Annotated in this window: 35 protein-coding genes and 1 pseudogene; 21 read left to right on the top strand and 15 right to left on the bottom strand. The window is 65.3% G+C overall.

The window, feature by feature from the left end; translation table 11 throughout:
- Nucleotides 1-18 precede the first annotated feature (18 nt).
- Nucleotides 19-453 (top strand): recombinase family protein, encoded by a 435-nt coding sequence (locus ACVWZ8_RS05685; RefSeq protein ID WP_456504067.1) that lies wholly within the window; start codon nt 19-21, stop codon nt 451-453.
- Between the two features lie 42 nt (nt 454-495).
- Here ACVWZ8_RS05685 and ACVWZ8_RS05680 read toward each other — a convergent pair whose 3' ends face one another.
- The 5 genes from ACVWZ8_RS05680 to ACVWZ8_RS05660 are packed head-to-tail and all read right to left on the bottom strand — an operon-like array spanning nt 496 to nt 2865.
- A complete protein-coding gene (locus ACVWZ8_RS05680; protein ID WP_456504066.1) occupies nt 496-1116 on the bottom strand; it encodes a hypothetical protein in 621 nt (206 codons plus the stop codon).
- A gap of 31 nt (nt 1117-1147) precedes the next feature.
- A complete protein-coding gene (locus ACVWZ8_RS05675) occupies nt 1148-1729 on the bottom strand; it encodes a DUF6286 domain-containing protein (protein WP_456504065.1) in 582 nt (193 codons plus the stop codon).
- The gene (locus tag ACVWZ8_RS05670) at nt 1726-2121 is read right to left on the bottom strand and encodes an Asp23/Gls24 family envelope stress response protein (protein ID WP_456504064.1); all 396 of its coding nucleotides are present in this window, start codon (nt 2119-2121) and stop codon (nt 1726-1728) included. Before ACVWZ8_RS05670 ends, ACVWZ8_RS05675 begins: the two co-directional genes overlap by 4 nt.
- The gene (locus ACVWZ8_RS05665) at nt 2118-2297 is read right to left on the bottom strand and encodes a hypothetical protein (protein WP_069950833.1); all 180 of its coding nucleotides are present in this window, start codon (nt 2295-2297) and stop codon (nt 2118-2120) included. The genes ACVWZ8_RS05670 and ACVWZ8_RS05665 overlap by 4 nt, the downstream gene beginning before the upstream one ends.
- Nucleotides 2298-2355: 58 nt before the next feature.
- A complete protein-coding gene (locus ACVWZ8_RS05660; RefSeq protein WP_456505910.1) occupies nt 2356-2865 on the bottom strand; it encodes an Asp23/Gls24 family envelope stress response protein in 510 nt (169 codons plus the stop codon).
- A gap of 196 nt (nt 2866-3061) precedes the next feature.
- On the opposite strand from ACVWZ8_RS05660, the gene ACVWZ8_RS05655 reads away from it, so the two are divergent.
- The 6 genes from ACVWZ8_RS05655 (at nt 3062) to ACVWZ8_RS05630 (ending at nt 5824) form a co-directional block, all read left to right on the top strand.
- Nucleotides 3062-3664, top strand: coding sequence for an RNA polymerase sigma factor (locus ACVWZ8_RS05655; protein ID WP_456505909.1), 603 nt, complete (start codon nt 3062-3064; stop codon nt 3662-3664).
- Nucleotides 3655-4236 carry a hypothetical protein gene (locus tag ACVWZ8_RS05650; protein ID WP_456504063.1) on the top strand — a complete coding sequence of 194 codons (582 nt, stop codon included), beginning with the start codon at nt 3655-3657 and terminating at the stop codon, nt 4234-4236. The genes ACVWZ8_RS05655 and ACVWZ8_RS05650 overlap by 10 nt, the downstream gene beginning before the upstream one ends.
- The gene (locus ACVWZ8_RS05645; protein ID WP_456504062.1) at nt 4229-4642 is read left to right on the top strand and encodes a hypothetical protein; all 414 of its coding nucleotides are present in this window, start codon (nt 4229-4231) and stop codon (nt 4640-4642) included. The genes ACVWZ8_RS05650 and ACVWZ8_RS05645 overlap by 8 nt, the downstream gene beginning before the upstream one ends.
- Before the next feature lie 112 nt (nt 4643-4754).
- Nucleotides 4755-4994, top strand: a complete 240-nt coding sequence (locus tag ACVWZ8_RS05640) for a hypothetical protein (protein WP_456504061.1) — start codon at nt 4755-4757, stop codon at nt 4992-4994.
- A 116-nt stretch (nt 4995-5110) separates the two neighbouring features.
- A complete protein-coding gene (locus ACVWZ8_RS05635) occupies nt 5111-5332 on the top strand; it encodes a hypothetical protein (protein WP_456504060.1) in 222 nt (73 codons plus the stop codon).
- Nucleotides 5333-5521: 189 nt separating this feature from the next.
- The gene (locus ACVWZ8_RS05630) at nt 5522-5824 is read left to right on the top strand and encodes a hypothetical protein (RefSeq protein ID WP_456504059.1); all 303 of its coding nucleotides are present in this window, start codon (nt 5522-5524) and stop codon (nt 5822-5824) included.
- A gap of 489 nt (nt 5825-6313) precedes the next feature.
- Here ACVWZ8_RS05630 and ACVWZ8_RS05625 read toward each other — a convergent pair whose 3' ends face one another.
- Together ACVWZ8_RS05625 and ACVWZ8_RS05620 are read right to left on the bottom strand one after the other, a co-directional pair.
- Nucleotides 6314-6628, bottom strand: coding sequence for a transposase (locus ACVWZ8_RS05625; protein WP_456504058.1), 315 nt, complete (start codon nt 6626-6628; stop codon nt 6314-6316).
- A gap of 156 nt (nt 6629-6784) precedes the next feature.
- Nucleotides 6785-7915 (bottom strand): epoxide hydrolase family protein, encoded by a 1131-nt coding sequence (locus ACVWZ8_RS05620; RefSeq protein ID WP_456504057.1) that lies wholly within the window; start codon nt 7913-7915, stop codon nt 6785-6787.
- A 69-nt stretch (nt 7916-7984) separates the two neighbouring features.
- Here ACVWZ8_RS05620 and ACVWZ8_RS05615 point away from each other — a divergent pair, with 69 nt between their 5' ends.
- Nucleotides 7985-8314, top strand: a complete 330-nt coding sequence (locus tag ACVWZ8_RS05615; protein WP_456504056.1) for an AAA family ATPase — start codon at nt 7985-7987, stop codon at nt 8312-8314.
- On the top strand, nt 8299-10764 hold the full coding sequence (locus tag ACVWZ8_RS05610; RefSeq protein WP_456504055.1) for a LuxR C-terminal-related transcriptional regulator: 2466 nt from the start codon (nt 8299-8301) through the stop codon (nt 10762-10764). The genes ACVWZ8_RS05615 and ACVWZ8_RS05610 overlap by 16 nt, the downstream gene beginning before the upstream one ends.
- Before the next feature lie 405 nt (nt 10765-11169).
- Here the strand turns inward: ACVWZ8_RS05610 and ACVWZ8_RS05605 are convergent, their stop codons facing one another.
- The 8 genes and pseudogenes from ACVWZ8_RS05605 to ACVWZ8_RS05570 all read right to left on the bottom strand — a co-directional run bounded on the left by ACVWZ8_RS05605 (nt 11170) and on the right by ACVWZ8_RS05570 (nt 15698).
- The gene (locus tag ACVWZ8_RS05605; protein ID WP_456504054.1) at nt 11170-11559 is read right to left on the bottom strand and encodes a hypothetical protein; all 390 of its coding nucleotides are present in this window, start codon (nt 11557-11559) and stop codon (nt 11170-11172) included.
- A 147-nt stretch (nt 11560-11706) separates the two neighbouring features.
- The gene (locus tag ACVWZ8_RS05600) at nt 11707-12021 is read right to left on the bottom strand and encodes a hypothetical protein (RefSeq protein WP_456504053.1); all 315 of its coding nucleotides are present in this window, start codon (nt 12019-12021) and stop codon (nt 11707-11709) included.
- Nucleotides 12022-12408 (bottom strand): hypothetical protein, encoded by a 387-nt coding sequence (locus ACVWZ8_RS05595; RefSeq protein ID WP_456504052.1) that lies wholly within the window; start codon nt 12406-12408, stop codon nt 12022-12024.
- A gap of 57 nt (nt 12409-12465) precedes the next feature.
- Entirely contained in the window at nt 12466-12801 is a 336-nt protein-coding gene (locus ACVWZ8_RS05590) for a histone-like nucleoid-structuring protein Lsr2 (protein WP_456504051.1), read from the bottom strand.
- A gap of 137 nt (nt 12802-12938) precedes the next feature.
- Complete coding sequence (locus tag ACVWZ8_RS05585) at nt 12939-13151, bottom strand: hypothetical protein (RefSeq protein WP_456504050.1); 213 nt, start codon at nt 13149-13151, stop codon at nt 12939-12941.
- Nucleotides 13152-13408: 257 nt separating this feature from the next.
- A complete protein-coding gene (locus ACVWZ8_RS05580; protein WP_456504049.1) occupies nt 13409-14290 on the bottom strand; it encodes a LamG domain-containing protein in 882 nt (293 codons plus the stop codon).
- A gap of 574 nt (nt 14291-14864) precedes the next feature.
- Nucleotides 14865-15098: pseudogene (locus ACVWZ8_RS05575) on the bottom strand (S26 family signal peptidase); the annotation flags it as partial.
- A gap of 117 nt (nt 15099-15215) precedes the next feature.
- The gene (locus tag ACVWZ8_RS05570) at nt 15216-15698 is read right to left on the bottom strand and encodes a hypothetical protein (protein ID WP_456504048.1); all 483 of its coding nucleotides are present in this window, start codon (nt 15696-15698) and stop codon (nt 15216-15218) included.
- Nucleotides 15699-15765: 67 nt separating this feature from the next.
- Here ACVWZ8_RS05570 and ACVWZ8_RS05565 point away from each other — a divergent pair, with 67 nt between their 5' ends.
- The 12 genes from ACVWZ8_RS05565 to ACVWZ8_RS05510 all read left to right on the top strand — a co-directional run bounded on the left by ACVWZ8_RS05565 (nt 15766) and on the right by ACVWZ8_RS05510 (nt 24511).
- Nucleotides 15766-15996, top strand: coding sequence for a hypothetical protein (locus ACVWZ8_RS05565; RefSeq protein WP_456504047.1), 231 nt, complete (start codon nt 15766-15768; stop codon nt 15994-15996).
- 1098 nt (nt 15997-17094) lie between these two features.
- Nucleotides 17095-17550: a hypothetical protein gene (locus ACVWZ8_RS05560; RefSeq protein ID WP_456504046.1), complete on the top strand. Its 456-nt coding sequence runs from the start codon at nt 17095-17097 to the stop codon at nt 17548-17550.
- Between the two features lie 136 nt (nt 17551-17686).
- A complete protein-coding gene (locus tag ACVWZ8_RS05555; protein WP_456504045.1) occupies nt 17687-18298 on the top strand; it encodes a hypothetical protein in 612 nt (203 codons plus the stop codon).
- A 214-nt stretch (nt 18299-18512) separates the two neighbouring features.
- Nucleotides 18513-18974, top strand: coding sequence for an Asp23/Gls24 family envelope stress response protein (locus tag ACVWZ8_RS05550; protein WP_456504044.1), 462 nt, complete (start codon nt 18513-18515; stop codon nt 18972-18974).
- Nucleotides 18971-19162 carry a hypothetical protein gene (locus ACVWZ8_RS05545; protein ID WP_426975820.1) on the top strand — a complete coding sequence of 64 codons (192 nt, stop codon included), beginning with the start codon at nt 18971-18973 and terminating at the stop codon, nt 19160-19162. The genes ACVWZ8_RS05550 and ACVWZ8_RS05545 overlap by 4 nt, the downstream gene beginning before the upstream one ends.
- Nucleotides 19159-19542: a hypothetical protein gene (locus ACVWZ8_RS05540; RefSeq protein ID WP_426975821.1), complete on the top strand. Its 384-nt coding sequence runs from the start codon at nt 19159-19161 to the stop codon at nt 19540-19542. The genes ACVWZ8_RS05545 and ACVWZ8_RS05540 overlap by 4 nt, the downstream gene beginning before the upstream one ends.
- Nucleotides 19539-20201, top strand: a complete 663-nt coding sequence (locus ACVWZ8_RS05535; RefSeq protein ID WP_426975822.1) for a DUF6286 domain-containing protein — start codon at nt 19539-19541, stop codon at nt 20199-20201. The genes ACVWZ8_RS05540 and ACVWZ8_RS05535 overlap by 4 nt, the downstream gene beginning before the upstream one ends.
- On the top strand, nt 20198-20809 hold the full coding sequence (locus tag ACVWZ8_RS05530) for a hypothetical protein (protein WP_456504043.1): 612 nt from the start codon (nt 20198-20200) through the stop codon (nt 20807-20809). The genes ACVWZ8_RS05535 and ACVWZ8_RS05530 overlap by 4 nt, the downstream gene beginning before the upstream one ends.
- A gap of 222 nt (nt 20810-21031) precedes the next feature.
- A complete protein-coding gene (locus ACVWZ8_RS05525) occupies nt 21032-22318 on the top strand; it encodes an ABC transporter substrate-binding protein (protein WP_456504042.1) in 1287 nt (428 codons plus the stop codon).
- Nucleotides 22319-22324: 6 nt separating this feature from the next.
- Nucleotides 22325-23362, top strand: coding sequence for a carbohydrate ABC transporter permease (locus ACVWZ8_RS05520; protein WP_456504041.1), 1038 nt, complete (start codon nt 22325-22327; stop codon nt 23360-23362).
- The gene (locus ACVWZ8_RS05515; RefSeq protein ID WP_456504040.1) at nt 23359-24246 is read left to right on the top strand and encodes a carbohydrate ABC transporter permease; all 888 of its coding nucleotides are present in this window, start codon (nt 23359-23361) and stop codon (nt 24244-24246) included. Before ACVWZ8_RS05520 ends, ACVWZ8_RS05515 begins: the two co-directional genes overlap by 4 nt.
- A 10-nt stretch (nt 24247-24256) precedes the next feature.
- Nucleotides 24257-24511: a hypothetical protein gene (locus ACVWZ8_RS05510; protein ID WP_426975827.1), complete on the top strand. Its 255-nt coding sequence runs from the start codon at nt 24257-24259 to the stop codon at nt 24509-24511.
- Nucleotides 24512-24538: the final 27 nt, after the last annotated feature.

Below are 24538 nucleotides of genomic sequence, written 5' to 3'. Positions count from 1 at the left end.
TGCCTCACAACCGGGCCCATGGGCACCGCAATGCTCACGATCATGGCGGCATTCGCGCAGCTGGAGCGCGACACGATGATCGAACGCACCAGAGCAGGTCTCGCCGTGGCCGCGGCCAACAACCGCCACGGCGGAAGGCCCCGCAAAGTGGACGCCGCTGCCGCTGCCAGGGCCAACGAACTCAAGGCAAAGGAGTCAGCGCCTCCGATGTCGGCAAGATGCTCGGAGTCTCCCGCGCCATGGTCTACCGATACCTCATATAGGCGACGCGCAGACATCTGGCAATCCGGCAACGACATGGCCAAATACTGGAGCGAAGGTGAGGAGTGCCGCTCCGGCGGGGCAGGCTCAGAGCGAAATCCCCGCAGCAGATCGTCGATGTCTTCCGGGGTGAGCATCGTGTCTCCTTGGTTCTTCTGTATGTGCAGGTTGGGGTGGCTTGTGGAAAAGTGAAATATCCGACGCTAAGGTCGTGTTCTTCGGCGTGACTTGTTCTTAGTAGATGACAGTGCCGGTGGTCTCCACGGTGGTACCGGAAATGGCGTTGCGGCCACTGACCTCGAGCTGGATTCCTGTCCGCCGCAGCGGTGTCTCCAAGGCCGTGGCGAGGTCCGGAATGACCCGGGTGTTGATGCTGTGGAGGACGTCCTGGATGTCGGCGCGGTTGTTGACCGTGACTTTCATCGTCAGATCCGGGTCCACGGCTGTGCCGCGCAGCAGTGCCGAGGAACCCACAACCCCGGGCAGGGCATTGATCTGGTTTTCCACGGCGGAGGCCAGCACCGAGGCTTCACATAGCGTGGTTCCGGAGGCGGGGTCCTGATGCAGCCGGTACCTGTCGGCGGGATTCCTTCGTGGAATCTGTGCCAGGATCCACGACAACCCCAGGGCGCCCAGGACAACCCCGGCCACCAGGACAATGGCTGTAGCAGAGGCAGGGCCGAAGACCGTGTGCAGGTCCCCTGTCACGACGGGACTCTCTGCAGCCACCGTTGCGGGGCTCATGGCGTGCAGCGTTCCGCTGGCCATCAGGAGTATCAGGACGCCGCCGGCCAGGGCGAGAATGCCAAGGATGACCAGCCAGGAGCGGTTCAGCGCTCCGGCGTGTTGTCGCATGGGGTGCCTTCTTTCCGGAATGCGGCCGCGTTCATTCCTTGGACCGGACGGACGCGGTGATTTTTGGGACCGGGTTGAGCCCGGCACCGGCCAGGCGTTCCCTGACCTCGGCAATGACACGGCCGCGCAGCTCCCCTGTTTCATGCAGGGCCGTGGTCACGTTCAGATGGACCGCGCGGGCCGTGGCCGTGGCCGATGCTGAACCGACGCCGTCGATGTATTCACAGTGCGCGGCCGCGTACCGCGCAACGGCCCGCCGCGTCATGACAATTTCCTGCGTGCCTGCCACCGGGACTTGCCCCTCGTCCGCGGGTGCCTGCAGCCGCAAGGCGTTAAAGCGGCCAGGAACCAGTGCTGCCGCGAGCAGGACCAGTCCTACGACCGCCGCCGCAGCCCCGACGGCCCAGACTCCCGGATCGTTCCAGGTCAAACCGGTCAGCCAGTCCCGGGGTCCTGCCAGAAACACCGGCCACGAACCCGTGGCCAGCCGCGCCACTGCCGCCCATACCAGTGCCACGCCGGCGGCCAGAAGCAGCGTTCCCAGGATCAGGGCAGGAACAGCCCGGCTGGGACGGTGCCGCAGGGGTGTGGCTTTCCCATCGTGCCGGCTCATAACAGCCTCCGGCGGCCGGTGGATTCATCGGCAGGTTTCAGCCAGGACACTGTGATGTCGATCTGGCGCACCTCCACCCCGGTCAGGGCGGTGACGCGTTCGTTGATCCGGCGGCGCAGTTGTTCGGTGACCTGGCGCAGCGGTACCGGGTAGAGCAGCCCTATTTCCACGCTTAGCACGGCGATATTGCCTGCCAGCTCCACCGTGGCTTTGGGCCGGGCGGAAAAGTCCGAATGTGCTCCGATGCCCAGAAACCCTCCCGAGGACCCGCCGGCCAAGGACTCTTCGCTGGCGACCTGACTGGCGATCTTCTCCAGCACCTTCCGGTCAAGGACGGTGCGCCCCCGCGAATCCAGGTCCCGGGAGCCGGCATGTGCTGCGGTGGCATTCATCGGCTGGATGCTTTGCCGAACAATGCCTGCAGATCCAGTTTTCCTTCCGCAATACGGCCCACTACCAGCCCAATCAGGCCAAAGAGGAGCACTGTCACCAGGGCTGTAAAACCTCCGAAGGCCAAAACGATTCCTAGTACCAGACCGACTGCCAGACACCATCGTGTAGTGGACATGCGGCACTCCTTCCAAAATCGGTTACCGCCCGCAAACGGGACGGAGCGGGTGAGCTGGTTACTCCAGAGGCTTCTTGGCGTCCTCTTCGGGCCCCTCATCATCGGGCAGATGAACATCGGTGACGTGGACATTCACTTCCAGCACCTCCAGACCGGTCGCGCGCTCCACCGACTGGATGACATTGCGCCGGATATCCTGGCTCACCTCGACAATGGACGTTCCGTACTCGACGACGATGCTCAAGTCGATGGCGGTCTGGCGTTCACCCTTCTCCACGCTCACCCCACCGCTGACATTCGTCTGGGAACCGGGAATGCGCTCGGCCATCGCGCCGAACGCGCGCCGGACAGCGCTGCCCATCGCATACACACCGGGAACCTCACGCGTAGCCATGCCGGCCAGCTTCTGGACCACGGTTTCCTCAATGGTGGTATCCCCCCGGGCCGTGTGCAGCAGGTCGGTCGTGCGGCGCGTCTCAACGGGGGCGTTCCGTTTCTGCCCCTCCTCGGTAGCCACCATGCCACCGGACTGTGCTGGGATCTGCGGGGCTTCTGTCACGGGAACCATCTCCTCAATCAACCGTGCGATGTTGCCTACATGGTTAAAGACGCACGTCACCGCCAAACGTCACGCGAAAAGGGAAATTGTTTTGTCCCCTGCTTCCCGCACCGGGCATTCCCATTACCAGCCCCGTCTGAAATATTGGTCATAAGACCGGAACCCGGGTGGCGCGGTTCGGGGGCAAAAGGGGACGGCGGTGACGATGGATGAACGTGAACCCGTTGTCCTGACACGGCCCGATGATCTGGACGAGGCAACCGTCGTCGCCCGGGCCCAGGACGGCAACCTGGACGCCTTCGAATACCTCGTCGAGGCGTATCAGGGCAGGCTTTTCCGTCTCGCTTTCCGGATGCTGCATGACCGGGGCGACGCCGAAGACGTCGTGCAGGACACCTTGGTGGCCTGCTGGAGAAAGCTGCCGCTGCTGATCAACGGGCAGGCTTTCAGCGGGTGGCTTTACCAGATGGCCACCAACCGCTGCCTGGACAGTCTGCGTCGACGGTCCAGTCAGGCGGAGGTCGTCCAGGAACCGGCAACTCTGCAAACAACCGCGGATTCCTTCGCCGGACCGGGAGCCGGAGGCGATCCCGCCCGCGAGGCGGAAATCTCCTGCGAGATCGACGGCCTGGCCGCAGCGCTGCTGACCCTCCCGCCCGGGCAGCGCGCCTGCTGGCTCCTGCGGGAAATCCACGAACGCAGCTACGCTGAAATAGCCGCAACGCTGAAGGTCAGTGAACAGACGGTCAGAGGCCGCCTCGCCAGAGCACGCGCACAACTCGCGGGAAAGATGAGTCAATGGCAATAGACGAACCCCCCCGCCTGGGCTGTGGCCGCGGCATCGACGAGGTCTGGGCATCCATTAACCAGCCCCCCACCGCCCATGAAAGCGGCTGCGTCCAGTGCCGGACGGCACGGGCCAGCCTGGCAAGGCTCGCGGAGGCCACCCGCACGCTTCGGGACGACGATGCAGAAGACCCCTCCCTGCAGCCGCATCACGCCGTCAAGGACGCCATCATGAACCTGGCCCGCGCCGAAGTCCGAAGGGGCAACCGGCTCCCCGTCTACCGGGCTGAGCAGGGGGGCATCACGATCAGCGAACAAGCCATCACTTCAGTCATCTGGTTCGGCGCCGATGCCCTTCCGGGAGTACGGGCCCGCCGCTGCCGCGTCCATCCTGACCCGGATACCGCGGACGCCCCCCGCCCGGCCGGGACCTCCGACATCTCGGTGGACCTTCGAATCGCCGTGGCCTCCGACACCGACATCCCCGGAACCGCCGAGCTGCTGCGTCAGCGGATCATCAGCATGATCACAGCACACGTCGGACTCAACGCCGGAGCCATCAACATCACCGTGGAGGATTTCTACGATGTCTGAGCATCCCCTCGAAGCCCGGCTGATCAGCAGCCACCTTATTGCCGACCTTGCTGCCCGCACCGCCCTCGATACACCAGGTGTCCTCCGTCTCGAACCGACCCTGAAAAACCTCCTCACCCGCCTGGGAAAAGGAACAATCCAAAATCTCCGCAGGACAGACACCCGCACCACTCCCGCCCGGCACGACGGCGTCTTCGTCACCGTCCACGACGGCATCGCCGACGTCCAGCTCGACATCGCCACCGATATCGCCTTCGCAGCCCTGAACGTCGCCCAGGCCGTGCGGGAGCAGATCACCCGGACCATCAGCCACACCGGCCTCACCCCCGGGCGCATCGACATCTCGGTCCTGGCCATAGAGCACCCACCCACCGCCGCAGCGGCCCGTCCTCCCAGGCCCCTCTGATCCAGGACACCGGCATGACGGCCACCCCACCATCATCGTTACGGATCAGCCTGACGATTCCGAACCACCGCACCCGGACTCCCGAGCGCTACCCCCTCGGCATGGGACCGGCATGAACTCTGAACCCAACAACCACGAAAATCCGACCGAAGGAAACACGAACGGAACCGGCCGCCACCAAGGCAGGACATTCTGGGCAGCAGCCATCCTCCTCCCGCCGGCGCTGCTGGCGTGCGGCGTCTGGCTGCTGCTGATTGCCAGCTACCTTCCCGCCGCCGTGTTCTTCTTTGCCGCCATGGCCTCTCTGGCCTACTTCGCAGCCAGACGCCGGCGCGGCCGCAGCCCAAAATAGACGCCGGAACGGCCTTCCGGCCGGCAGGCCAACTTTCCCTGTTGGAGCAGGTCTCAGCTTTAAGCATCGGGTGCCGTCTGCCTGTTTACCTCCGGGGTATGTGGAATGCTTCAGCCATGCCGTTCTACGTCGAATACACCGTTAATCAGAATGCCGACATCCGTTCGGCGCTGGACGCCGCTGACCGGGAGGAAGCTCTGAGCAGGGCCACCGATGCGGTGAGGGAGGCCGGGTGCCGGGCCGCCCTGCTGCGCTTCGAGGCCACAGCGAGTACCTCCTTCGGCCAGGGTGTCTTGGTTGCCCGATATTCGGAAACCGTTGGCTGGGAAACGCTTTAGGACAGCCCTCGGGAGCCCTGCGGATGCTGCGAAGCCGGTCAGCCATACACCCTGGCTATCTTTCAAGAGTGCTGCGGGCCCGTCGAATCCGCAGGATGGGAACCGCCCGGCCGGGACCTATCCGCTGCCTGTTCGATCCCCACGTCCCGCGCCAAAATTTACCGGAAGGATGCTGATCCAGTGCTCCCGATGAACCAACGTCCCCGCGCCGTAATCCGCGACGAATCAGGTTCCATCGTTCCTCCGGAACGCTGGAACGACGAGCAGCGCCGCGAGGCGCGCGCATCCATCATCGATCAGTTCCGCCGCGGCATCCAGCGGCACACCCTGGAAGAGATCCGCGACGAAATGGCGGCCCGCTGGAAGTACGTTGAATCCTGGGAGGAAGAACAGGCCGTGAGGGAATGGATCCTCAGACAGTTAGACGGCCTGATCGAGCTCGACAAGACCGGCCAGGTCAACCACCAACCCACCGAGACGGGTACACCGTAATTCCTGGATCCCATCGCCGCGAAAGAACCGGACGCAGGACAGAGACTTCCTGAGCCGAGGAAAAACAGGGAGGCCGGAACCGGCACCTGTCACAGCCCCGGGGTGGATGCGAGTGCCGCGCGTGGACGGGGACATCCTGCGGGCACCGGAACAAACCCGGCAGCCAGGTCGGAGTCTGTTCCTGGCATTTTCCGGGATTGATGTCAGACGGCGTCCCCGGGCTGGGCTGCTTCGGGCTCTCCGCTTCCGGGAAGGCCCCGCCAGATAAGTACTCCGGCGGCGTCAGTGTGAGGACAACTGCGTGAACCACCTCGGGCATATTGGCGTCGTCAAGCCGGGACAACGCCCAGCGCACGACGGCGTCCACCTGGGGCGAGGGGTCCGGGTCGGCGTGCTTGATCCAGCCCGCCCCAGGCGTAGTAGCCCGAGCGGGACACGCCGAGGAGTCTGATCATTCTCGTGATGGTGAAGTGGCTCATTCCGCGTGCATCAACTCGAACGCTTGCCGTTCGTATCCGACGCTTCCTGGGCGAAGAAGAGCGACGCTTTTTTCTGGAACGCCCGGTCCAGCTTCAGGTCCGCGTTCTCCTTCCGGAGCCGGACCAGCTCGGCCCGCTCCGTTTCTGACAGGGCGCCATCGCCAGCCTCGTGCCGAGCCTTGTAAGCGTTCACCCAGTTGCCGAGCGTCTGCTCGACGATGCCAAGCTCGCGGGCCACGGTCGCGACCGGCCTACCGGTGTTGATCACCAGCTTCACGGCCTCGTCCTTGAACTCAGGCGTGTACGCCTTACGTTGACTTCTCATACTGAACATCCTCCATTAGAAGGGATCCACCCAACGGGGTCACGGCGATTGGATCAGCAGTTTGGGTATTTCGCGACTGAGTCCATCACGCGCATTTTCATTGGCCATTGGGTTGGTGCGATCTGTTGTGATGCAGACCGCACCAACTGCAATTCGTCAGTGACTCAGTGCGCCGTAGAACTCACGGATGTCACCGGTGAGTAGTTCGGGGACTTCGAGGGCGGGGAAGTGACCACCCGAGAAGAACTCCGACCAGTGGGTGATGTTGTGTGTCTTCTCCGCGAAACGACGGATAGCGAAGTCGGCCTTGGCGAACACCGCGACCCCGGTCGGTACGGTGCCTTTGGGCTTGGGCGCCCACATGGAGGGGTCGTTGAACCGCTCGTAGTAGAAGTTGGCCACGCTGCGGGCAGTGTCGGTGAGCCAGTAGATTGTTGCCGTCGTCAGAATCTGGTCTGGGGTGAGGGCTTGCTCGGCCCACTCGTGGTATTTCTCGACTATCCAGGCGAGCTGACCCGTGGGCGAGTCAGCGAGTAGTTGGGCGATCGTGTTCGGGCGAGTCCCGGCGACTTGCATGTAGGCCGAACCGTTCTCTTGGAACTCCTTCATTGCACCGAGCCGTGCTTTCTCCCCATCAGTCAATGCCGCCATGTCGGCCGGATCGCCGGTGGGGAATGTCACCAATGCATTGGTGTGTACGCCGATCACGTGCTCGGCGTCCTCACGACCCAGCCGGGAGGCTATGAAAGCGCCGTGGTCTCCGCCCTGGACCCCATAGCGGTCGTACCCAAGGCGGGCCATCAGCTGGGCGAATGCACCGGCGATAACGCCATCGTTCCACCCCCTGGTGGTGATTGGGCCGGAAAAGCCATGACCGGGCAACGATGGGATGACCAGGTGGAATGCCGGGATGTCGGCGTCGTCTGGGTTGGTGAGTGGCTCGATCAGCTCCAGGAAGTCGGCTACGGTGCCGGGCCAGCCGTGAATCAGTAGCAGCGCGGTGGCGTCCGGGCGCTGCGAGCGGATGTGCAGGAAGTGGATGTTCTGGTCGTCGATCGTCGTGGTGAACTGTGGGTACTGGTTGAGGCGCGCCGCAACTGCGGACCAGTCGAACTTCTCGGCCCAGTATGTTGTCAGGTCACGCAGGTACCCGGTAGGCACACCTCGCTCCCAGCCTGTGTCGGGTAGCTCGTCGATCCAGCGGGTGCGAGTGAGCCTGCGGTGCAGCTCATCCAGCTCTGCCTGAGAGAACTTGATGGCGTATGGGTGGATTTCGTTGTTGGTCATACCAGTAATGGTTCCGGTAAAGACCCCCTTCGCGCATCATGCATCTTCGTTATCTTCTACCGTTAGCTAGTGACTACCTCTACCGTCAGTGATGTCCTCATTGGGCGAGCCGTTGAAGTCTCGGCGCTCAACGACGCTATCCGCGATCCCCAGGTGCGCACAATATTGCTCGCCGGTGAGGCCGGGATTGGCAAGTCTCGCCTGGTGACTGAGCTTTCACGGCGGTTAGGTGATGAAGCCTGGATCCTGGTCGGCCGATGTTCCGAATTCGGAGCCGAAGGCGTTGCGTATGCGCCATTCCTGGGCGTGATGCGGGCCTTGGTGCGGGCAGTCGGGTCCGATCGGCTCGCCGCGATGCTGCCGCCTCAGCCCGCGCTGGCCCAGTGGCTTCCCAACTAGCCGGCAAAACCGGCTACGCCGCACCCTCCACCGACCGGATCGCCCTATTCGGTGAGATCCTCACTGTTCTGGAGCAGGTGGCGCTGAAGCAGCGGTTGCTGCTGGTGTTCGAGGATCTGCACTGGGCAGACGAACACACCCGTGACCTGTTGACATTCCTGGTGGCCAACCTCGCTGAGGGCGAGGTCAACATCCTTGGCACCTATCGGCCCGCCGAAGCTGGGCCGTTGCGATCTCTAGTCGCGGAGCTGCACCGCCACCCGGGGACTCGATTGGTCAGTCCTGCGCCGTTGAACCGGCACGAAGTGGGCCGGCTGCTGGCTGCTTTGCTGGGTAGCGAACCCAACAAAGCCGTGATCAGTCGAGTGTTCGATCGCAGTGGCGGGAATCCGTTGTTCGTCGAGGCGCTCAGCCGGTCGCCCGAGGATACTCCGGCTGGCCTGACCGAACTACTTCTGGGCTTCCGGGTGGGGCTGCCAGCAGATGCGCAAACGATTCTCACCCTCGCTTCAGCATGCGGTTCCGGGGTTCGGCATGAGTTGCTCAGTGACGCGGCACTGCTGTCATTCGAAGATTTGGTCACCGCGCTTCGAATGTTGATCGACCTGCAGCTGCTGCGGGCTGAGGCGACCGGGTACGAGTTCCGGCACGTCCTGATCCGGCAAGCGATCTACGACGATCTGCTGCCAGCGCAGCGCGTTGATGTGCACCAGCGGCTAGCACGCGCGCTGTCCGACAAGGACTATCCTGCGGAAATGGCCCATCACGCGGCGGCTGCAGGCGACTATCAGTTGGCCGCCACCGCTTCCTGGCGGGCGGCGGTGATCGCCGGGGACATTGGCGCCCACGCGGAGCGATTGCGCCAGCTAGAGCGAGTGATGGACTTGTGGGACCGGGTGCCCCGGCTCGCCGAGCTGCTCGACACCACACCAGCGTCGGTCCTCGAGCAGATCGTCGATGCGGCGTCGCATAGCGGTGCGATTGGTCACGGTATCGAGGCGGCCACTGCGGCCATTGCTCTCGTAGATCCGCAAGCCGAGCCGTTGCGCGCGGCCGCACTGTATCAACGGCGGGCGGGGTTGAAGGGCCGTACCGGGCAGGGGCCGGGTGCCGATCTGGAGGCGGCTTTGGCTCTCACCTCCGCCAAACAGTCCACCATTGAACGCGGCGAGGCCCTAGCCCAGCGAGCAATAACCCGGGTGTTTGGCGGGGAGAGTGTCGCTGCCGAAGCAGATGCCCGCGCGGCTGTGGACATCGCCGAACAGCTGGGCGCAACAGATTTGGCTGCTCGCGCATATTCGTACCTCGCGCTAGCCACCGGGGATCATCCCGATTTGGCGGGCACCTATTTCGCCAAAGCGCATGCCTTCGCTGGCGACCAGAGTCCGGAGGTCGCCACTTGGGAATCGGCAATGCTGCTCAACGCGGGGCAGCTACATGAGGCCATCTCTGTGATTCAGCGAGCATTGCGGGGCGCCCACGCTACATACCGGTTCGGTGAACTGGCCCCAATCATGCTGGTCAGATGGGCACGCGCCTTAGTTGCCCTGGGTGAATGGTCGCAAGCCCTTTCCCTGGTGGACGACGCTCAGTTTCTGCAGTTGACACCGCTGAGCCGAGCTGCGCTGCTGCAGTGCTACGCGGAGATCGCCTTGTCGCAAGGCGACGCGACGACCGCACGTGGCCACCTGTCGGATGCCGAAGGGCTGCTAGGCGAGGGACGGTGGGCCGAGCCATACCGCATCAAGCAGCAGGCCCTGGAGTGCCAGTTGGCGCTCGACCTCGGCGACCACCCAGCGGCGGCCCGTGCTCTGGCCCAGAGTGAACCAGATGTATGGGTGCGCCACCCCCATGAGACATGGCCGTTGGTGTTGCTGGCAGTTCAGGTGACTGGCGCACCGACAGAGCTGTTGACCCTGGCCGAAAAGCTGCCAGCCGTCACCTCGCCGACTGCCGCCTATCACGCCACCTACCGCGCCACAACCGAAGGAACAGCTAGTCGATGGGAGGATGCCGCTTCGTCCTGGCGAGCATTGAAGCGGCCTTACGATCAGGCACACAGCCTTGTCGCCGTCGCGCAGGTACACGCATTGGCGGGCGATCGGGTGGCCGCCGAGACCGCCCTGCGTACCGCCGCCGCTCTCGCCACGAAACTCGGCGCTGTCCCATTGGCGTCCACGGTGCACAAGGTGGCCCGTCGCGCCCGAATCACTCTTGATCCACAGGCGTCCGCACCGGCGCCTGCGACGTCGACTCTCGGGCTGACCGTCCGCGAGCTCGACGTGTTGGGACTGGTCGCGAAGGGATATAGTAACCGGCGCATCGCCACCGAATTGTTCATCAGCGCCAACACCGTCGGGGTGCACGTGTCGCGAATCCTGGGGAAACTCGGAGTGGCCACACGCACCGAGGCTGCGGCGGTCGCCTACGAGCGGCAGCTATTCGACTAGGTTGGATGAGTGTTCCCGACGTCGCCAACAACGACTCAACCCCTTAATCCACCGATCAGGATTGACCTGAGCGCGAGGGTTAAACCGAGAATGCCCTCGGATCTGGGAAAATTGAGCTTGTCTAGAGTTCATTTCCTAAGGAAATGTTCCGGCGGTCCGCCGCCCTGGCAGCAAACGCTTCTGGTCACCAGCGACGGACCGCCGTTCAGCGCGACCCAGCATGACGCCCCTTTGTAACCGCGCATCCGGGAAGAACGCACGTTCCCGCCGCGGCAGCATCACCACCAGTTCAGCCAGGCTGAACCCCCAGCAGCAGGGCGCCCAGGCCCAAACTGTCATTCCGGAACTCCTCGGCGCGCCGGCAGCCAGGCCGGAGTCCGTTCCTGGCATTTTCCGGGATTGATGTCAGACGGCGTCCGTGGGGAGGTCCCCGGGCTGGGCTGCTTCGGGCTCTCGCTTCCGGTCCCGCCAGATAAGTACTCCGGCGGCCGCGGCCGCGGCGAGAAGACCTGCGGCCAGCCATGCGTGGCCGTGACCGTGGTACGTGCGCCTGAGTTTCCGCTCCGCGCGGTGTACTGCCTGTTCGGCAGCCTCCCGTGCCTGTTTCGCGGCCTTCCTGTTCCCCGTCAGTGTGAGGACAACTGCGTGAACCACCTCGGGCATATTGGCGTCCTCAATCCGGGACAACGCCCAGCGCACGGCGGCGTCCACCTGGGGCGAGGGGTCCGGGGCGTGCTTGATCCAGCCCGCCGCGCGGTGCTGAACGTCGTGCGCAGTCTTGTACCATCCGATCATGGTCTTCTCCTTTACGAAGCGATGGCTGCCAGCACCAGAGTACGCCCGGGGCTGCCGGCTGACTCCCGGTCTGCTGTTGCTGCTGCCGTGCGTGCCATGACGCCCGCCCCACGGGGCCAAAACCAATTTGACACGATCCGGCAACCGTCACCGGTCTTCACCCTGCGCGCTGGCTGACATGCTCACCGTCGGGCCCAGGTTCTGAGGGGGAGGCGGGCACAGCACGCTGTTCATACCGGGCTGTGGCGCTGCGGCTTCGGCTTGCCCTGGGGGCCGGCCGCCCGGTGGAAGGAGCCCGCGGGCAATCAGTGCCAGTAACCGGGGAGCCCCGGCCAGGAACAGCAGGGCGGTGAACAGCACGAGCTCGGCGAGGAACATGGTGAATCCCAGGACGAGGGTTCCCAGAAAGACGAGGTGCAGGGAGGGTCCTCCACACCCCCCCTTCTCCCTGGACCATGTCATCTAGCCGCGCCTGCGGCTCCTCATTCTCTCCCACAAACGGCCCGTGGGAGGGCTGGGCGCTGCCGCATGCCCGCGCATCAGGCGGGCGGCGTCAAGGATCCTGCGGGCGAAAATGAGGCACTGGTCATCGCTGAGTATCGCTGCGCTGGCAGTTGCCCATCCGCGCTCCCCGTCGTGGACCGTCGTCATGGCCTCGCGCAGATCCAGCTGGAGGGCATAGACCGTCGGAGGCAGCCTGTGGCTGATGTTCGCGTCGTCGGCGATGAGGCTGTACCGGTAGGCGTCGGCCAGGCGCTGCTGGATGCGCTCGGTCCCGGTGGCCAGGGTTTCCACGGCATGCTCAAGCAGGGTGAGTATATGTTCCGCTTCCGCCCGGTCTGCGCCCATGCGGTAACTGTAGCTCTGCCAAGGACCCGTGCCGGGAACCGGCGCCAGTCCCGTCCCTCAGGTGTTTGCCGCCTGGAAAGCCTCCACGATCGTGTCCGGGATCTGCCCGCGGGAGGCCATCTGATACCCGCTGTCGATGGCCCACCGGCGGATCCTGCCGGCGTCTGAGCTCCTGGCCGCGGAGCCGCGGGGCCGCCTTGCCGCGGTTCCGGCGGTCCCTTTGGTCTTCCGTCCGGCGGAGATGTATAGGGCCAGAAGGGACCGGAGCGCGGCGGCGTTGGAGGCGGAAAGGTCGATTTCGTGACCGGCTCCGTCGAGAGTGAATGTCACTGTCTCATCGGCGGCGCCGCCGTCAAGGTCGTCGATCAGGATGACGGTTGCCTTCGTGGCCATGCAATCAGGTCCTTACTGTTGTTCTCCCATTAATTAGGTTCCATTGAACCCTGCCACGGTGATCACCAACCACCCCGGCTTTAGGTACCTGGTCCGGGCTGTGTCGCGTCAAAGAACCGGTGCTCCGGCGGGGGTGTTCAGGTTCCTTCTGCCTTGGCCCGGAGGAAGTCCAGGTCCTCCCGGGAAAGCGTTGCCTGCCCGTGCTGGTCACTGTCGGCGCTTACGCCGGTTTCCTGGCAGATCGTTTCCGTCGTGGTGCGCGGCAGGATCAGGCATCCGGGGTTGTCTGTGAGCCATTGCCGTGTGGCGGGGCTGAGCCGGTCCCAGTGATCCCGAATGTTCATCGCCATTGATGCTGCCTTCCTGAGGGGACCCGGAGCCAATCCTTGGCCCCGGTACTTGGTTGTGAGCACAGGGTACGCCCGGCGGATCGGCTGGTGGGGTGTCGCAGCCGGCGTTTTTTTGGGAGGCGGTCAGTAGGAGTGTCGGTTGCGTGCCTGGCCGATGGCTCCTTGCAGGAACAGAACACGGTTGAGGACGTCCGCACTCCTGACCTGCACGCTCGTGGCCTTGCCGGCCATGTACGATCTTCGGATCGGCACGGTTGTCAGGGGCGTCCGGCGTTGTAGTGGGCCGCTATCTGGGCGGGGGTGAGCGCGGTGGAGTAGACGGCGGCGAACCTCATGGTCCCGGTGAAGGCATAGCTGGAGGGTTCGTTGGGGCCCCAACCGGCGAGGTTGTTGTAGCCGATGCGCCAGAACCCGCTGAACGTCTCACCGGTCGTAGTGGCAGGGTCCTGCGCGACGAGCTGACCGTCGACATAGAGCCTCATCCCCGCCGGGGACAGGGTTGCGGCGATGTGGTGGGGTGCCCCGTCGTTGTAGCTGGCGGCGGTGGTGATGACTTTCACGGTGCCGGGGTAGACCCCGAAGACGAGCTGGCCGGCGTTGTTCATGAAGATGTGCCGGTCATAGGTCGTGGAGGTTCCGGTGGCGGTGTTGCCCCAGCCGATCAGCCGACCGCCCGGAGTGCTTGTCCTGAACCAGACCTCCAGGGTGAAGGTGTTCGTGGAGGCCCGGGCGATGAGGGAACCACCGGCTGAAACATACGTTGAAGTGCCGGTCAGGGCGTAGGATCCGCCGGAGTCCCGCGGCGTGCAGGGCCGGTTCGCTGAGGTGGTGTCGGAGGTCATGGTGCCGCGGTAGGTGCCGGGGTTGTTTTTGCCGGAGAAGTCCGCCGCCATGGCCGACCCGGAGGTTTCGTTGAGCCGGTACGCAAATATTGCCGAGGATTTGTCCGCTGCCATGGCGCCCTCGCAAGTGAAGTAGGGGGCGGTGCCGGAGGTGTTGGTGCTGTTCGTGACCCGGGCCAGATACCCGCCGGAGGTGGCAGGGGTGGCCAGCGCGGCCAGAGCGATCACCAGGGCCAGGGCGAGGGCAGCGGCAGGAAGGGGACGGCGGTGCCGGGGTCCGCCCGGTTCCGTGCTCATCCGGGCACCCGGTCCGGTGATTCCCGCAGGTCGCCGGCCCGCAGGCCCCGGATAAGGACCCAGAAGACGGGCAGCAGGCAGAGCAGGGCGGTGATGATCCATCCCCACCAGGGCAGGTCGGCGGACGAGGACAGATAGTAGTAGCCTCGCCGTCGTTGGCGGTGAGTTCGGTGACCTGGCCGCTGGCCAGCTCGGCCGTGGTGCCGTGCTCGGCCCGGACCGTGATCGGCAGCAGGCCGGTGGAGGCGACGCTTGCCCGGGTCCCCGTTTCGTCCGTGATGACTTCCAGCAGGGCGATTCCGATGAAGGGACGGAGCAGGATGACTGTGAGGGAAACGACGGCGCAGGCGCCGAAGAGCCGGGCGGGTCCCTGCCACGGCCCGGTGATCCAGTATCTGGTCACCACCCACAGGATCAGGCCTCCGGCCAGCAGCAGGGGCACGGCCTTGACCAGCCATCCCCAGCCCGGCAGGAGCGTGGCCACGCCGAGAATGTTCTGCGGTGTCAGGACCCAGGGGTCATTGGTTCCGTTGATGTCCCCGCGGGTGGTGATTCCCCCGGCCCCGTCGATTCCGGCGATACGGTGGGTGTAGACCGTTCCGGGCCGCCCGGGCGGGGTGAAGGTGATGACGTCCCCGGTGTGCAGCGCGGAGGCGGCGACGGGTGCAGACAGGACCAGGGAACCGACGGGTGCGCTCTGGCCCATCGAGGGGGTGGAGACAACGAACCAGCGCCACCCCGCCAGAAAGAACAGGACGGCTACGACGACGAGGCCCGCGGCCAGCAGGGCACAGACGGCCAGGGCCATGCTGCGGGACCGCAGCCCTGCGGGAGCCGCCATGGGTTTCCTTTCCGCGCGATGACGAGGGTGCGGTGCCCGTGCCGGCATCAGGTCTTCCGGCACGGGCACCGCAGGGTATTATTCTTAGCTGGCGAAGGCCCAGGTGAGCGGCAGTGATGCGGCCAGGCCCTGGTAGGTGTTGTCCGCCGTCGCGTCGAGGGTGACCTTGATGTTGACCGGGACGCTCACACCGGCGGCCGGGGCCGGGGTGATGCTGATCGCGGGGGCCCCGGCGAGGGTCGCGGCGGTGCCGTTGAAGATGGAGGTGCCGCCGGCGGTGATGACGACCTTAAGCTTCGCGCAGAGGTCCGTCGCGGTGCCGTTGACGGCACCGTTGTTGGACTGCGTACAGGCCGCGCCGGGAGTCAGGGCAAACGTGCCGGCGTTGGCCGTGCCGATGTTTTTGATCGTGATGTCGGTGCTGACCGTGTTGCCCGGCACCAGAACGGTGCTCCCGCCGAACTTGTTGATCGTCGCGCACGTCGCGGTGTTGGTTCCGACGCCGCCGGTGCCGGAGTTGGAAGTGCAGGTCACCGGGGTCCCGCCGACGGACTGTTCCTGCATCACCAGGGTGCCGGAGCCTGCGGTGTTAGCGCTGTTGGTGATGCTCGCGGCGAAACCGGAGAGCGTCCCAGTGGCCAGGATCGCCGCACTGGAGAACCAGGGCGCGGAGCTGGTGGCGCAGTTGCAGCAGGCAAGCACGGCCGAACTCCACGCCCGCACGGACGCAGCGGAGGCCGGGGTCAGGCTGGCCGCGGCCGAGGCGCGGGCAGAGACCCTGCAAAAGGCACACGATTCGCTCCTGCAGCGCATCGTGCCGCAAGCCACGGGCAGGGATGAGCGGGCCGACGAACCGACGGCGTAGAGTAAGTTCCCCCTGGCTGGGCACCAGCTCCGGGGAAGGGGCGTCGATGTTGATCCGGCCCGCACGCACCCTGGCTCGTCACTGCTCGGTCCGTCACGAGTTGTACCAAATAGGTATGGAGTGTTCGTTCCTGCAGACGGGGCAGCTTCGAAGATGTCGAAACTGGCGCCGGCAGGAACAGGACAACTAAAGCCGAGGCGGGCCGTCTCGATGTCGGCTTGGGCGTGATTTGACCAGAGACTCGGCCGCCTTAGTGAGCGAGTCGATCGCAAACTGCCCGTTGCCCTGGCGATGCTAAAGCACAGACCCCTCGATATTTTTGTTACCGCTGCGTTACTGTGGGGCGAATTCCTGGGCAAAGAAAAACCCCTGCTTCCCTTTGTTTACAAGGGGAGCAGGGCCTTTCCATTCCGCGGTGACGGTGGGATTTGAACCCATCGTTGCAGCAGGAGTGACATTGCTAGGTTTGATCTGCCTTGCCGGGAAGAAGTTTCACGAGGAGGGAACGACGAAGAAGGCTGAGCGAGAGACGACCGTCATCCACGTGGGTTTTGAATGAACTCACGTACGTGGAAGTCGTCCTCCATGCGCTCACTGTCCGCTTTTCCCTTCAGATGGATGCGGACAAGTCACGCGGTCTTTGACCATGCGCGCACCTGAGACTGTCGCCGAACCCCGCATCTATTCCGCAGATTCGATGACAACCGTCGAAAGCGGATGACAGCAGAAAAAAGCCTTGACCAGCGACGATCGAAGATGCTGATACCCCGCAGAAACCACTGGCAGAGCCGTACTCTTACTCGAAAGGTCACCGGATCGACGCCGGTCGGAGCCACCACTGGGAAGCATCAGTTCTATTAGAACTGGTGCTTTTCTTCTTTAAGCCGCCTCGATGGGTCCTCCGCGCCGAAAGCCAGAGCCGCTCAGGAGATTCTCCGGCTCCGGATCCTGCTGAATGCGGCTTCTGCCGCTGGACGCTGCTTGGAGACTTCACTGCCGGCCGGGCTAGACTCGCACGCTGGGGAAAGAACGCCAATGCCGCCGGCCGCCCGACCGGGCCGGCGGTGACATCTCAACCGGAAAAGTGATTCCTGAACCGTGATTTCTAAGAACATTGCACGCCCTCTGACCGTAACCGCCCTCTTCGCCGCCCTGGCGCTCACCTCGTGCTCCGCGCCGGAAGCCGGCAGCTCACCGTCGGCCGCGGCCGCCAGCGCCGCTCCCTCCTCTGCGACACCGAGCCCCAGCAAGTCATCCGGACCCTATGGCGACTTCCCGACCGCGGCGGAAGCCTGCGCCAAGATTTCAGAACAGGCCACCGGCGCCACCCTGCTGCCGCTCTCGGCGGCGCAGGGAAAGACAGCCGAGCTGGAGCAGTCCAAGACGGAACTGAGCCGGACCGCGGAGCGGGTCCCGGACAGCGTCAAGGCCGACTTCGCCAAGCTCACCCAGGTGGCGGTCGCCGGGGTGAAGGACCAGACCGTCTTCTCCAGCGGCAAGCTCCAGGAGGCCATGGCCCCGGTGCAGGGCTGGCTCGCTGCCAACTGCACCTAGGTTGCCCGGAACCCCGCAGCACCGGGCTTGCCCTCACTGGGGTGTCCTCACCGGCTGTCCGGCCCTGTTCAGCGGCGTTCCTCCGGCAGTAGCCTTGCCCTGCTGAGTGTCACCGGAATTCCGTGAAGGGGCTGGCATGGGACAGATCACGTCGCAGAATCGTCGTCGGGGCTTTAACGCAGGGGCCGCAATCCTCGCACTGGCCCTCGCAGCGTGCTCCGGCCCGGCGCCGTCGGGCCCGGCGCAGTCGGGCCCGGCGCCGTCGGGCCCGGCGCAGTCGGGCCCGGCGCAGTCGGGCCCGGCGTCCAGCCCTGGAACGTCCAGCCCGGTAACGTCCACCCCGACGCCGGCTTCCCCCGCCACCAGCGTCTCCCCCTCGCCTGCGGCGACATTGGACACTGCCACGCCGGGCGCTGACAGGAGTGCGGAGGCCAGCGCAGCCCCGGGCGACGGCGGGCTGGGGGGCTTCGGCAGCATTGCGGAGGCCTGTGGTGCCGTCAGCGCTACGGTGCTGTCCGTGCTGGTCCTGCCGATGGCCGCGGCAACCGGCAAGGACACGGCCGATGTCGAGAAAGCCAAGGAGGCGCTGGCGAAGATGCAGGGCCAGGTGCCTGCCGAGCTCAAGGATTCCTTCGACAAGCTGACGTCCATCGCGGACGACGCCGGCCAGGACTACTCGAAGTTCAACACCGAGGAGTTCGACAAGGCCATCGCACCCATTGATGCCTGGCTCCAGGCCCACTGCTGACGGCCCGGCCACTGGAACCCGGCCACTGGAACCCGGGCACTGGAACCCGGGCACTGGAACCCGGGCACTGGAACCCGGGCACTGGAACCCGGCCCCTAGTGCCCCGCGTCCTGATAACCGGTACAGGTCCCGACTTTTCGGCCATCCCGCGGCATGCGGTCACCTTGTCGCAGGCAGGGGCTAGGGTGGTGTCAACGAGAAGGGGGAGTGCCTCATGGAATACCCGAATTCCGAGCCCATGGCGGGTTCCGTTCCGGAGCTGCCCGCAGCCGCGCCGGGAGGCGGCGGACGCACCATCATTTCCGAGGCCGCCGTCGCGAAGGTTGCCGGGATCGCCGCCCGCTCGGTTCCTGGCGTCTATTCCCTTGGCTCCGGACCGTCCCGCGCCCTCGGGGCCATCCGCGATGCTGTCGGCGGTTCGGACCACGCCGCCGGCGTCCGTGCAGAAGTCGGCGAAACCCAGGTGGCCGTGGACATTGACCTCGTAGCGATCTACGGCACACCCCTCCATGCCCTGGCGGACCAGGTCCGTGCCGCCGTCTACGCAGCCGTTGAGGAGCTTGTCGGGCTGCAGGTCATTGAGGTCAACATCGAGATCCATGACGTGTACGTGCCCGGCCCGGCGAAGCCGCCTGCTCCCGGTGAAGCCCGGTCCATGAGGGAGGCAATCCAGTGAATCTGACCGTTGTTGGGATCGCAGCCGGCGCCTTCCTGGCGTTCATGTCCTTCCAGTTTGGCGCGTGGGGGTTCCTCGGCTCCTTGCTGTTCATGGGCATCGGAGCCCTGCTGGGCCGTGCAGCGGAAGGGAAACTGGACCTGCGCAGCGTGCTCGACGCCCTCACGGGCCGGCGCTCCTCCTCATGAGCAGCGCGGCTGGGGCGGCGGTCCACGGCAGGGCGCTTGTCGGCCACAACCGGATCAGCACCCAGGCCCTGACCAGCGTGGCACGGGCAGCCGCGGCAGAGGCCCTCGGCGTGGCGCCGCAGGAGGTGCGCGCCGAGTGGTCCGACGACGACGGCCTGCTGGCGTTGTCCCTCGTCGCCCCGATCACCGTGCCCTCGCTGTCGGCAGTTCTCCGGGACCCGGGCCGGGTGGCAGGCTTCGGCGGCTCCATCTGGGACCGGACCGTGGCCGCCAAAGCCACGATCCTGCGGCGCGTGACGGAGCTGAGCGGCGCCCAGCTGAGCCGGGTGGACATCCGGATCAGCGGTGCCAGCGTGAGGGAAGGAAGGCGGGTCCGGTGAGCCACGATACGGACCGCAGGAACCCCGGGCACGACGCAGGCCCGGGCGGCCCCGGGGCCGGGACACGGACCCCGGCGGGGACTGGAGCCGCGGGCATGGACTGGATCCTCAAGCGCGAAACCCGTTCCTCACGGGCCGTGGCAGCCGTCATCGCCGCCGTCCTCGTGATTGCGCTGTGCGGCTACGCCCTCCTGGAAACAGCAGTCCGCGCCGTCGGGCAGCCGCCATGGCTCGTGGATCCGGAAACCGCCGCGGAGCAGCTCGTGGCGCTCCCCAGCGGGGTCCCGCCGCTGCTGCTCGGCGCCCTCGGCGCGGTGCTGGTCATGGTCGGCTTGTTTTTCTTCCTCAATGCCGTGCTGCCAGGCCGCCGGGCCCGCCACCTGCTGCGGGACCGCCGCGCCGCCGTCGTCGTGGACGACGAAGTGATCGCCTCCGCGCTGGCGCGCCGGGCGCGGCTGGCCGCCAACGTGACGCCAGAACAGGTGATGGTGATCGTGTCGCGAAGCCGCGTACTCGTCAATGTCCGCCCTACCTCCGGGGTCCCGCTGAGCGCGGATGCCGTGCTGGCGGCGGTCCAGAACGAACTCCGGGAGATGGGGCCGTCCCCGATGCCGGAGGTCCGGATTAATGTGGCCTCGGCGGGAGTGATCGGCGCATGAACGGCACCCCCAGACTCCTCAACCGGATCCTGATCGGCATTCTGGGAATCAAACTCCTTGCCATCGGCACGCTGCTGATGCTGCTGGCCACCGTGCCGGCCGTCGCCTCCTGGTGGCGGGGCTGGTCCGCCGGGGCCTGGAGCAACTGGCGTGACCTCTTCGGGCGCACGCGCTTCCCCGGGCGCCAGGAGAGTTGGCTGTGGATTGTGCTGGTGCTGCTGCTGGTGGTGGTGATCGGGGCCATGGTGGCCTGGGCCGCCCAACAGGGCAAGGGCCGGGCCAACCTGCTGGTGGCCGAAGAGGATCCGGGCGAGGTGCCCGGAAACGTCCGGATCGGCAGCGGGGTCGCCGAGCAAGCGCTCCGGGCAGCGCTGGCCGACCGTCCGGACCTCGCCGGATCCACCGTCGCCACCTATGAGGTCCGCGGCGAACCGGCCCTGAAGATCCGCGTGCAACCGCGCCAGGGCGTGGCCCCGCATACGCTGGCCGCCGAAGTGTCCGCCCTCGTTGAGGCGCTCGACTCCGTGCTCGGCAAACGCACCCCCGTGCTCATCCACATCGGTTCGGGAGCGCGGTCCAGGTTCGGCCGGGCAGAACGCGTCCGCTGAGACGCTGGTGAAGTCTGTGCAAACCTTCGCGTCCGGTGCCGCACCGGCCCAGTCCTGCCGATAACGCCGGACTGGAGCGGGAAACGGCCTGCGTGACATGCATCTCCTTTTGGTAAAGAGTGATGTAAACGCTTGCATTCCTCACCTCCTGTTGATTAGTGTGATGGTCACCACACCAACTGCACCGCTTTTTTACCGGTACTCAGCGAGGAGCCCCCCAGTATGAAAACCCCTAAATTCCTACTTCCCGTAGCCACGGCAGGCGTTCTGGCCCTGACCCTTTCAGCCTGTGGTGGCGGAGGGGGCGGCGGCACCAGTGCCGGTGGCGGCGGCGGCGACGCCGCTCAGGGCCTGGACGGGCGCGGCCCCATCACGTTCGTCCAGGGCAAGGACAACAGCAACGTGGTCCGTCCGCTGATCGAAAAGTGGAACGCGGCCCACCCGAACGAGAAGGTCACGTTCAAGGAGCAGACGGACAACGCCGACCAGCAGCATGACGACCTGGTCCAGCACTTCCAGGCCAAGGACGCCGGCTACGACGTGGCGCGAGTGGACGTCGTCTGGACCGCCGAGTTCGCGGCGAAGGGCTGGCTGCAGCCGCTCAAGGACAAGACGACGCTGGACACCTCGAAGATGTTGAAGCCGACCGTTGAGGCCGCCTCCTACAAGGGCACGCTGTACGCCGCACCGGAGACCTCGGATGGGGGGATCCTCTACTACCGCAAGGACCTGGTCCCCACGCCCCCGAAAACCTGGGACGAGATGATGAGCATGTGCTCCATCGCTACGGCCAACAACATCGGCTGCTACGCCGGTCAGTTCAAGAAGTATGAGGGCCTCACGGTCAACGCCTCCGAGGCGATCAACTCCGCCGGCGGGTCCGTGCTGGACAAGGACGGCAAGCCGAGCCTGAACACCCCCGAGGCAAAGGCAGGCCTCGGAAACCTGGCCAAGGCCTACGCGGACGGCAACATCCCGAAGGAGGCCATCACGTTCCAGGAGGAGGAGAGCCGCCAGGCGTTCCAGGACGGCAAGCTGCTGTTCCTCCGCAATTGGCCCTATGTCTACAACCTGGCCACGACTGAAGGCTCGTCCAAGGTCAAGGACGTTCTGGGCATGGCAGCCCTCCCGGGCAAGGACGGACCGGGCGCTTCCTCGCTTGGCGGCCACAGCAACGCAATCAGCGTGTACTCGAAGAACAAGGCCACGGCACTGGACTGGATCAAGTTCCTCACCACGGAAGAGACCCAGAAGTTCTACGCCACGCAGGGTTCGCTCGCACCGGTGCTCGGCAGCCTCTATGACGACCAGGAGCTCGTCGCCAAGCTGCCGTACCTGCCGGTCCTGAAGACCTCGATCGAGAACGCCGTGCCGCGCCCCGTCACCCCGTTCTACCCGGCGGTCACCAAGGCCATCCAGGAGAACGCCTACGCCGCGATCAAGGGTGAGAAGGCAGTCGACGCCGCACTGTCTGACATGCAGAAGTCCATCGAAACCCAGTCCAAGTAGTCAGCCATGGCAACCGAATTGGGCCCGGCGCCGGTAAAAAAGCCGGCGTCGGGCGGGACTGAGATCCATCACGCACCCAAGGGTGTGGGGGAAGACAACGCTATTGCGAGCCAGGGCCGGTGGGCGGCCTGGCTGCTGGCCCCCACCGTTCTCGCGCTCGCGATCGTCATTGTTTACCCGATTGTCAGCGCCATCATCATGTCCTTCCAGAAGGACGCCGGACTGGACCCCGCCACCGGCCTCTTCACCGAGGGCGGGCCGGCCGGCATCTCGAACTACGTCAACTGGATTGCCCAGCAATGTGCCGCTCCCGACGGCGGGACCCTTGCCTGCCCGCCGGGAACGCTCGGTGCGCAGTTCTGGTCCGCCACAGCGACGACCTTCTTCTTCACCGTCGTCACCGTGGCGCTGGAGACCGTGCTGGGGTTCTGGATGGCGATCATCATGGCCCGGACCTTCAAGGGCCGCAGCCTGGTCCGCGCCGCCGTCCTGGTGCCGTGGGCCATCCCCACCGCCGTTACGGCCAAGCTGTGGCTGTTCATCTTCGCCTTCGAAGGCATCGCCAACAAGCTCTTCAACACCAGCATCCTGTGGACCGGCAGCGAATGGCCGGCCAAATGGGCAGTGATCATCGCGGATACCTGGAAGACCACTCCGTTCATGGCGCTGCTGATCCTTGCCGGCCTGCAGATGATTCCCGCCGAGGTTTACGAGGCGGCCAGGGTCGACGGCGCCTCGGCCTGGCAGCGGTTCCGGCTGATTACCCTGCCGCTGGTGAAGCCGGCGCTGATGGTGGCCATCCTCTTCCGCACCTTGGATGCACTCCGTATGTTCGACCTCCCGTACATCCTGACGGGCGGAGCCAACAACACCACCACGCTCTCGATCCTGGTGATCAACCAGATCAGGCAGGGCTTCAACGCGGCCGCGGCATTGTCCACCATCACCTTCATCATCATCTTTCTTGTCGCTTTCATCTTCGTGCGCTTCCTCGGAGCGAACGTCGTGGAACAGAGCGGCGCCACCGGTAAGGGGAAGAAATGACCGCTGCGACCGAGCTACGCGCAGAGCAGGACCGGGGACGGAAGACCGCCCAGAACCGCGAAAAGCGGGCCCAGGGACGCACGTACATCAGCGCCGCAGTGATCCTGATCTGGTGCCTGGCTCCGGCCTACTGGATGGTTGTGACGGCGTTTCGCGACGTCGGCTTCACCTACGACACCTCGCTGCTGCCGACCCACGTGACGCTGGACAACTTCAAGACGGCGTTCGACACGTCGTTCGGCAACCGCTTCGGACAGGCGCTGCTCAACAGTGTGTTCATCGGCGTCGTCGTCACCCTGATTTCGCTGCTGATCGGCGTGTTTGCCGCCTACGCGCTTGCCCGCTTGAACTTCCGGTTCAAGTACCTCGTGCTGGGTTTCATCCTGGGCGCCTCGATGTTCCCGGGCGTCGCCCTCATCACGCCGTTGTTCCAGCTGTTCACCAATATCGGCTGGATCGGCACGTACCAGGCGCTGATCATCCCGAACATCTCGTTCGTGCTGCCGCTGACCGTCTACACCATGACGTCCTTCTTCCGGGAGATGCCCTGGGAGCTGGAGGAATCGGCGCGGGTGGACGGCTGCACGCAGGGACAGGCGTTCAGGAAGGTCATCATGCCGTTGGCGGCGCCAGCCATCTTCACCACGGCCATCCTGGCGTTCATCTCCTCCTGGAATGAATTCCTGATCGCCAGCCAGCTCTCCAGCGACGCGACGCAGCCGGTCACCGTGGCCATTGCCAGCTTCGCGGGCGCACAGCCCAACCAGGTCCCGTACACGGCGATCATGGCTGCGGGCACCATTGTGACCATTCCGCTGGTCATCATGGTGCTGGTGTTCCAGCGCAAGATCGTGGCCGGCCTGACGGCCGGCGCGGTCAAGTGACGGCTGCGTTATGACCGGCAAGCAGAACCAGGGCCACGTGGCCGGGGTGCACCGCAAGGTACGTTCCGGCGAGGACTTCGACATCATCATCGGATTCCTCGGCTTCTGGGCCATGGTGCTGCTGGCGGTCACTGTCTGGATGGAGGTGACCGCTCAGCCTGCCCTTGGTTGGGCCCTGGGTCTGCTGGCGAGTCTGGCCGCCCTGTACGGAATGATCAGATTGCGACGGCGGCTGCCCGGCCGTACGGCTGCCCGACGCCGCTGAGGGCGGGAGTGCTTTGAAAGGTCTGGC

The sequence above is a fragment of the Arthrobacter sp. UYCu723 genome (genome assembly GCF_054059215.1).
The sequence above is the reverse complement of the archived record's forward strand: the minus strand, read 5'-3'. Positions and strand labels throughout refer to the sequence as shown.